At 49.6% G+C, this 7,327-nt stretch carries 8 protein-coding genes and 1 pseudogene; all 9 read right to left on the reverse strand.

Translation table 11 applies throughout. From position 1 onward, the window contains the following. Positions 1-133 precede the first annotated feature (133 nt). Complete coding sequence (locus tag GNE10_RS29620) at positions 134-499, reverse strand: hypothetical protein (RefSeq protein ID WP_185569302.1); 366 nt, start codon at positions 497-499, stop codon at positions 134-136. A 95-nt stretch (positions 500-594) separates the two neighbouring features. Further along, positions 595-867: a DUF302 domain-containing protein gene (locus GNE10_RS29625; RefSeq protein ID WP_185569303.1), complete on the reverse strand. Its 273-nt coding sequence runs from the start codon at positions 865-867 to the stop codon at positions 595-597. An 842-nt stretch (positions 868-1,709) separates the two neighbouring features. Continuing rightward, positions 1,710-2,501 carry a CPBP family intramembrane glutamic endopeptidase gene (locus tag GNE10_RS29630; RefSeq protein ID WP_185569305.1) on the reverse strand — a complete coding sequence of 264 codons (792 nt, stop codon included), beginning with the start codon at positions 2,499-2,501 and terminating at the stop codon, positions 1,710-1,712. A gap of 153 nt (positions 2,502-2,654) precedes the next feature. Beyond that, positions 2,655-3,026: a hypothetical protein gene (locus tag GNE10_RS29635; RefSeq protein ID WP_260447083.1), complete on the reverse strand. Its 372-nt coding sequence runs from the start codon at positions 3,024-3,026 to the stop codon at positions 2,655-2,657. A 131-nt stretch (positions 3,027-3,157) separates the two neighbouring features. Further along, entirely contained in the window at positions 3,158-3,898 is a 741-nt protein-coding gene (locus GNE10_RS29640) for a CPBP family intramembrane glutamic endopeptidase (protein WP_185569307.1), read from the reverse strand. Between the two features lie 64 nt (positions 3,899-3,962). Next, positions 3,963-4,922 (reverse strand): CPBP family intramembrane glutamic endopeptidase, encoded by a 960-nt coding sequence (locus GNE10_RS29645; protein ID WP_011316802.1) that lies wholly within the window; start codon positions 4,920-4,922, stop codon positions 3,963-3,965. 82 nt (positions 4,923-5,004) lie between these two features. Then, entirely contained in the window at positions 5,005-5,715 is a 711-nt protein-coding gene (locus tag GNE10_RS29650) for a TetR/AcrR family transcriptional regulator (protein WP_199326303.1), read from the reverse strand. 390 nt (positions 5,716-6,105) lie between these two features. After that, positions 6,106-7,047, reverse strand: coding sequence for a DUF5996 family protein (locus GNE10_RS29655; RefSeq protein ID WP_011316800.1), 942 nt, complete (start codon positions 7,045-7,047; stop codon positions 6,106-6,108). After that, a pseudogene (locus GNE10_RS36245) lies at positions 7,034-7,327 on the reverse strand (hypothetical protein); the annotation flags it as partial. The pseudogene GNE10_RS36245 and the gene GNE10_RS29655, both read right to left, overlap by 14 nt.

The following is a 7,327-nucleotide window of genomic DNA, read 5'->3' on the forward strand; positions in this document are numbered from 1 at the left end:
CGAGGCTCAACCATACTCTCTGTGTTAGTTTTTGCGATCGCACTTAATTATACTTTGGCGAGAGTGACAAAAGAGGGTTAAGACTGGAAACCAGTCAGGGCAGGGGCTGTGTCTTAACGAGCGTGCCATTCATTCAACTTTTTCTACAAGCTTGCTTCATCAAGATACGGTTGTTTTTATACACCTCTAAAGTTCCAGACTGCGGGTTATCCAACGTGCCATCCCATACCCAATATTCATAAATTCCATTCCGAAACTTATACACTCGAACACCTTCTGTTGCTTGGCTAGTTCCTTTATTCAAACTTAAATTACCGTTGGCACTGGTTGCGCGATAAAGCAGTTCACCGTTCGTATAATTCTGCCAAATATTGATGTTGTACCCACCCTGGCATTTTGTACTCAGGATGATGCCAGCAGTAGAATCAGCAGAAGCTCTTAAGGAAAAATTAGCTAAGATACTGATTGGCAGAGCCAGGAGGAACGCAAATATTTTCATGAGTGTTGTAAAATTAATGAGTTTGACATTACTCGATTGCTACTACAATGCTGTTTCAAAAACGCCAAGGTGCGATCGCGTGCTAATTCTGCAACTTATTTGTGATCGACGGAACTAAGTGCTTCATTGATTAAAGGTGCAATGATAGCGATATTTTTCACCAACTCATCCGAGAGAGAAAATCGCTGTTTTAAGTAATTAGGATCGTTGTAACTCACCCACACCTTGCCGTCAGTCGCTTCATGAGCCAGTACTTTCAGGGGTAAATCCAGGGCGATCGTTGGTTCTGCCACCATGAGGGAAGAGGCAGAGCCTCCCAGAATGGGTTCCCAGCCTGGGCAAGGGCTGTGTCTTAACGAGCGTGCCATTCGATTTAGACACTAATGTTCAGAATTCACTCGCCATGTAATCACAATGATTTCTGCAAACCCTAAGACAAATATTAGCCGCGAAAACGCTCCTAAAATGGCTTCCATCGTCCAGTTCTGACTCTGAACCTCCCAGATCATCCAAACAATATAGAATCCCATCACCAACCAGGGTAGAATTACCGCTGAATTCCGTCTGCGATAGAAGCGGATCGTCCTCTCGCGCCAAAATGGGAAGGTGCTGAGGAGACAAAAAATGTAGGAGGTTCCTGCACTAATGAACAAGCTTCTTTGAAGACCCGAAGGCAGGTTTGGGTATCCAAGCGCGATCGCCGTCAGACAAACTCCGAGCGCGAGGTACAGGAAAGTAAACAAAGTAAATCGTTTCATTTTTTCTCTTTTCAATAAAGCTTATTCTCTGTACCACACACGCACACATTGAAAGCAATTGATTGCAAGACCCTGACTGATCATCACTGGGTGGAAAGCATTACTGGTCGTCACTCCGTAGACATCATCACTTGTGCCTTCAATCCGATCGGGTAGAACAACAGTTTCAACATTGATTACCTGTATCGTTGTATTTTCGATCCACTGATTGACAGTACTCACAACCTCGGAGAAGGATTCGTAATCGGAAGCTCCGCCGAAGGGTCCTCGTTCAGTAATTCGAGGCGCGAAATCTTTGCACTGAATCATTTGATTTACTACCTTAAAACTGTAGAGTTGAGCATCAATTCAAGTAGTGGGCATCGCCCACCATTTTCAAAACCTTTCTCTTTAAAACCTTTCACAGCAAGACTTTGTGGGCAGTGATAGCCCTATGAGATCTATTCCAAAACCTAAGCCAAAAGAGCCAGCAAACCGCTAAGAACAAAGGTAAAAGCATGAACGCTGATATGAGCTAACATTGCAGCCTCTAGCGAATATTGCCAAAAGAGCCAGCCAAACGCGATTCCCACAATCCCATTCAGTAACAACGCCCGAATAATTACAACTGGAGTGAGGGGAACGATCGCAGCAGTCGCTGGCAGGTGTAGTAGTCCAAATACCAACGCGGCTAGAACGATCGCAGCCTGGTAAATCCCTTGACTGGGCAACGTAATGCCTTGTTTGAAGACTTTCCATGCGATCCAAACAAGCAGCGACATTAAACCCCAGCGCATCAAAATTTCCTCAGTGATGCCGCCATAAAATATTGCTGTGAGCAAATTCAACCAACTTCGCTCTGTATTATTGGCTGCCTGTAGCGCTTCAGGTAGGACAGGTTGCATCAACTGATCGAGCAACAAGAGAACGATCGCCCCTGCTGCACCCACACCCAAGCTCCACTTCAACTCAACGGCAAAAGATGGAGACTTAGCGGTGTGCAACACCCAATGATCAATCAAATGTGAGTGTAATCCAACGCGATAGGCACAGCCAATTCCGATCAGAATGCTGATTGCCAGTATAATTGAATACTGTAGTCCTTGCAGAAGCATTAAAATCCCCAATGGAGGCACTTTTTCCAGTGTTTCTGGAGACAGTTTCGCTAACCGTTGCTCAATTAATGGAACCGACGTAATCGTAAGCATCACAATTCCCGCAATGCCCAACACAAATAGAATCCCAAATTGTTTCAAAACTGCCATTGATTTAATCTCCAGAGACATCAGCATACTGGGTAGACACAATGTCAAGATAAAGATTGCCACCTGGTGACTAGCGCCACCTTATCCTGAAGTATCATTGTGTTTCTCCTAAAATCAAATCTGGTTGTTCTCTCTTGGTTTGAAACGCCTCTATCATAAAATTTGGGTTCGATAACCACGCCGCTCCAAGCGGTCGGCAGCACGTTCGGCATCGCGACGATTGTAGTGAGTACTCACAAAAATCCATCTCCGATTGTCACGGCTGCGGTAATAAACCACAAACACTCGATAAGGAGACCGATCGTGACGATATCGATCGTCGCGATTGTACTGAGCGATTGACATATTCCGCTCTCGATCAAGATTCTGACCAATTTTTTCTGAATCTAGTGCCTGTGCCATAAAGGGCATATTTACTATGAATCCCGTACCCACCAGTGCTAGCAAAATTATCTTTTTCATGAGATTAGTTTGGAAGTTGAACGACTGGAGGCTTTGAGAGCGCTTTAGTCGAGTGATAGTCATGTCTGTGATTCTCCTTAATTAGTTTAATCTGCTGATTCAGGCGCACATTGCTCTACATTCCGCTCACAGGTAACAAACTTGTAAGTATCGAATATGAGCTTCGGCGCAAAATCAAACTCCGATCCCTCCTATCAGCCCGTGCTGGTGAACAACACCATCAACAGGAACGAGGGCAGGTTGAAAACGAAGTGGACGACGAGGCCGGGCCAGATCGATCCGCTGCGGCGGAAGACCTCGGCGGTGGCGAGACCAGCCACCACAGCAGCGGGAAAGATGTTGTTGATCCCATGCATGAGAGCGAAGATCACAGTGCTGCCCACGACCCCAACAAACGGGCCGTAGCGCAGCAGCGCGTTGGTGACGATGCCTCGGTAGAGCAGTTCCTCACCAAGGGGTGAGAAGACGGCAATGAACACCGTGCTCAAAACCAGAGACAGTAACCCGCCGCGAGCGCCATCTCCGTAAACATCCTGGACATTGTTCGTGTCCCCAGTGATCTGAACCCAGGCTAGGATCGCCAGACTCTTGAGCACGAAGGCAACCAGTCCTACTCCGACGCCGATCAGGAGCCAGCGTCCGGAGGTTCGACGCACGCCGAAGGCACTCAGGGAACGAATCCGCAGCCGCGCAGCCACCGCGAACGCGATCAGCGTGGCGACACCAGTCCATGCAGTTAAGATCAGGCCGTAGACCACGGGGTCAAGACTGAGTTGCTTGAACAGCGAGATGCCTCCGAACCCTACAATTAAATAGACAACGAGTCCGACGATAATCTCGGGCCAGCCCGGACGGGAGGTCTTGCTAGACCAAGCCGAGGACGCGGAAGGGGGCTTTCCCGACTCCCGCAAGTGATTTGAAGAAACACGAGGCATGATAATTGACTCCTTTTATCGGGTTGCTGACTTCAGTTGCTGATGGGTTCGGGATTTGCCGGGGTCACCAACGACCACTCCGATCGCTCTGGGAAACGAGTTTGGATACCCCGTCGCGTTTGAACACCTTGTAGGCGATCGCCAGAAACACGGGTACTGCAACCAGCACCGCTAGTGCCCCGTAGGTCGCGTGATACTCGCTGATTGTGAACAGAGCGGGTGAGGGCAAGGCACTTCCAGTGATGTTGAACAGGAGTGCCCCGCCGATGTTGTTCGCGAAGTGTACGCCGATGGCGAGTTCGGTGGTGCCGTCAATCAATGAGACCACAGTCCACACCAGACCCGGAACGAAGAAGTAGTTGGAAAAGACCGTGAGCCAGCCGCCTGCGGACACCTCCGGGTTAAGGAGGTGCGGCAGGGTGAATATCACGGCTGGCACGATCGCCAGAAAGACGCGGTTGCTCCAGATGAGGCTCGCACCCTGCACAACGTATCCGCGAAAGAAAAGCTCCTCAGTGGTCGTCTGAATCGCGGTAAGAACCAGCGCCAGCGGCACGAAGAGTGCGAGGGTTAAGAGGTCGGAGTTAAAGGAGAAGGTATCCGGGTAAAACAGATACTGCCCCAGCCCACCGATCAGGCAGTACGGCACGAACCACGCCACGAATCCATGACCGACCCGATGCCAGTTTATCCGCTCCTGCACCGTGACGAGTGTTCGGGGGTGGCGGCGGTGGACGAGGGAGACAGCGATAAGGACTCCCACGAAGAAGAACAAGAAACTCGTCATGACAAACAGGTAGTATTCCACGGGACTGAGCACTGAGGGGTCTGCCTGTCCGCCGAGCGCGAACGCGACGAGTACGCTGGCACTACTACCGACGACCATCCATGCAAAGAGGATGATCATCAACCCCAGAACATACCGCCACCACCGATACTTCCCCCACCCGGCAGCCTCCACGTAAGTTGAATCTTTCGCTTCCGTTCCGATTTTCTGATGTCCTGTGATTGCTTTGATCCTCATCTTCGTCTCCTTTGCTCGTGCGTGTATGTATTGCTCGAATCGGGCTGCTCGAATTGGGCTGTAGTTGCCGTTGCGATTGTTTTTAGGGATCAACGGGATCACCGACGGCTCCGCCAGTGGCTACGCGCACAGCTTGGGCTATATGCCTGATGGGGTTGCCGATGGAGGCAGGATCGGCTCCCGACATGAGGGCGGTGCTGACATCTTCGCTAATGACGCGCAAAACTGCGGTGGTGACAGCCGCGTGCAACCGCACCTCAATATCATCAGATGGGCGGCGCAGGCGATCCGCGATGATCTCGACCAGTTCTCGCTCAATTCGATCGTGGGTCATTAGCCAGGCGGCGCGAAGATCCGGCTCTTTTTCAGCCAGCACGGTCATCTTGATGACAGCCTCGTCGTAGGCTTGCTGCTCGACATCTTTGGTTCGGTTCGTTGCCCATTCAAGGAGGTGATCTTCAAGAGAGACTTCCCGAGGCCAGCGGCGCAGCACCGCCACACACTCCTCGACATCCTGCGCCAAGACCGGCTCAGCACAGCTTTCCTTGTTGCGGAAGTACCGCCAGAGGGTTCGCACCGAGATTCCAACCGCGCTTGCGATTTGTTCGCCGCTCGTGGCAGCAACACCGTGTTCCCAGAACAAACGCGCTGCCTCCCGCGAAATCTCCAGACGTACCCGCTGTTGCCGTTGTGCATTCATCCCCCCTGATTTGCGATCGCCTGATTTGTGATTGCTCATCGCGTTGCTGTCACCATCACTCGCCATAGCCGTCTTTCGTGCCATATTTGTCATTAAATGACATTTTGTCACTAAGTGACATACCTCGCAAGAGATAGCTTTTGCAAATGATTTACACCGCGCTGCTGATTTCGGACTTGACCCCAGTTTTGATTACGAAAGCTCCTTGGGGACTTCCAGAAATTAAATTATCCAATCCACATGACATGAAAAGTCAGATTCTTTCTCCCTCTGCTTCCCCTGCTCCCCCTGCTTCAAAAGCGATTGGACATTTATTTATTTGGAAGTTCCTTGTTTGCTTACCGCGTTGTATAACTGCTGTTTGCAAATCGGTTGTCCGGTTATCCACTATCCATTCAGTATCTCTAAGTGGCAGCAGATCGCCTCAAACTTTGTATCAAGGTTGCTAGTCCATCCGCTTCAGCAATTTGCAATTTGTTAGCCTTACACGGTTGGGGAACGCTCCAGGACTACTCGATCCCAATGTCCTAAGTTGGCTGCTGCTTCATAGGTGCTTTGGAAAAAGGCAAGGAGCATTGCATCTGGATCGTCAGCTTGTCTCACGGCTTCATAGGGTAGGATAAACTCTTGCATTTGTGAGCTGTAAAAAGCTTCTCTGGGTTGGATTGGGTAATCTCGAAACCCTTCCGGCGCAGGATAAGCGTAAGCGTAAAAAACAGGCTCTACCACTGACCCACCCCCTGGCCAAAAACCACAGCTACTGACTTCGTGTGAATAGGCTTCGCGCGTAACCCAATCTGCCATATTCGGAACTCCTCCTGGGTGTTCTGGCGCACGACGACCAGAGAAACGAGTCACAGCAAGATCAAAGCTGCCCCAAAAAAAATGTACAGGGCTGGATTTACCAATAAACTGTGAACGGAATAAGGTCATGATGCGATCGACTTGCACAAGAATTCGCCAAAACCGTTGTGCATACTCCGGATCGTAAGCTGCGTGTTGATAGTCTTGATCGAACGGGATGGGTTCTGACACTTCTTGCGGCATCGTCCAGATTCGGACTTCGATGCCGATGTCGCTCAATGTAGTTAGCACCATTTGGTAAAAATCTGCCACAGAGCGAGGAGCCAGTGCAATTCTTTTAGTAATGCCGTCGCTAGTGTCGATTTGTAGTTGATGGTCGAGAAAATCAAAGCTAATTTGAAAGTTACGAGTTCCGCAAGGGATTGAAGCGGTTGTTAGTCCACGCGGTGTGACATAAAGAGTAGATTGCCACCAGTGATTAAGTTTAGGTGCCAGTGCCAACCGGATTTTACCGATGACTTGCGTCCATAAATGGAGAGTTGCATAGGTATCCTGCCAAGCTGCTAAGGGCAAACTGGGCCAAACGCTGTCAATGGAAGTACTTTGATTAGAAACAGCCATGAAAATCACCCACATGAGGAGAACATAATGATTGATACGCTTGGGGCGATAATTGTGCGTAACTGGATTGAGCCAGTTCGAGGTCAGCATCGTTGAGAAATGCTTCTCGCCAAATCTCAAAAGGCATCGTTATCGTATTATCGTCCGATTCTCTCGCTAGCTTGTCGAGTAACGCTTGATAATGCGGCGGAAGGCTATCTCTGAGAGGATGTTTGGAAAGTGTAAAAAAACTCCAGTAACGGTATTCTGTCAGTAGATAAAAATGCGACAGAGTTACTAG

It is taken from the genome of Nostoc sp. 2RC (genome assembly GCF_014222165.1).
Classification (GTDB): domain Bacteria; phylum Cyanobacteriota; class Cyanobacteriia; order Cyanobacteriales; family Nostocaceae; genus Nostoc; species Nostoc linckia.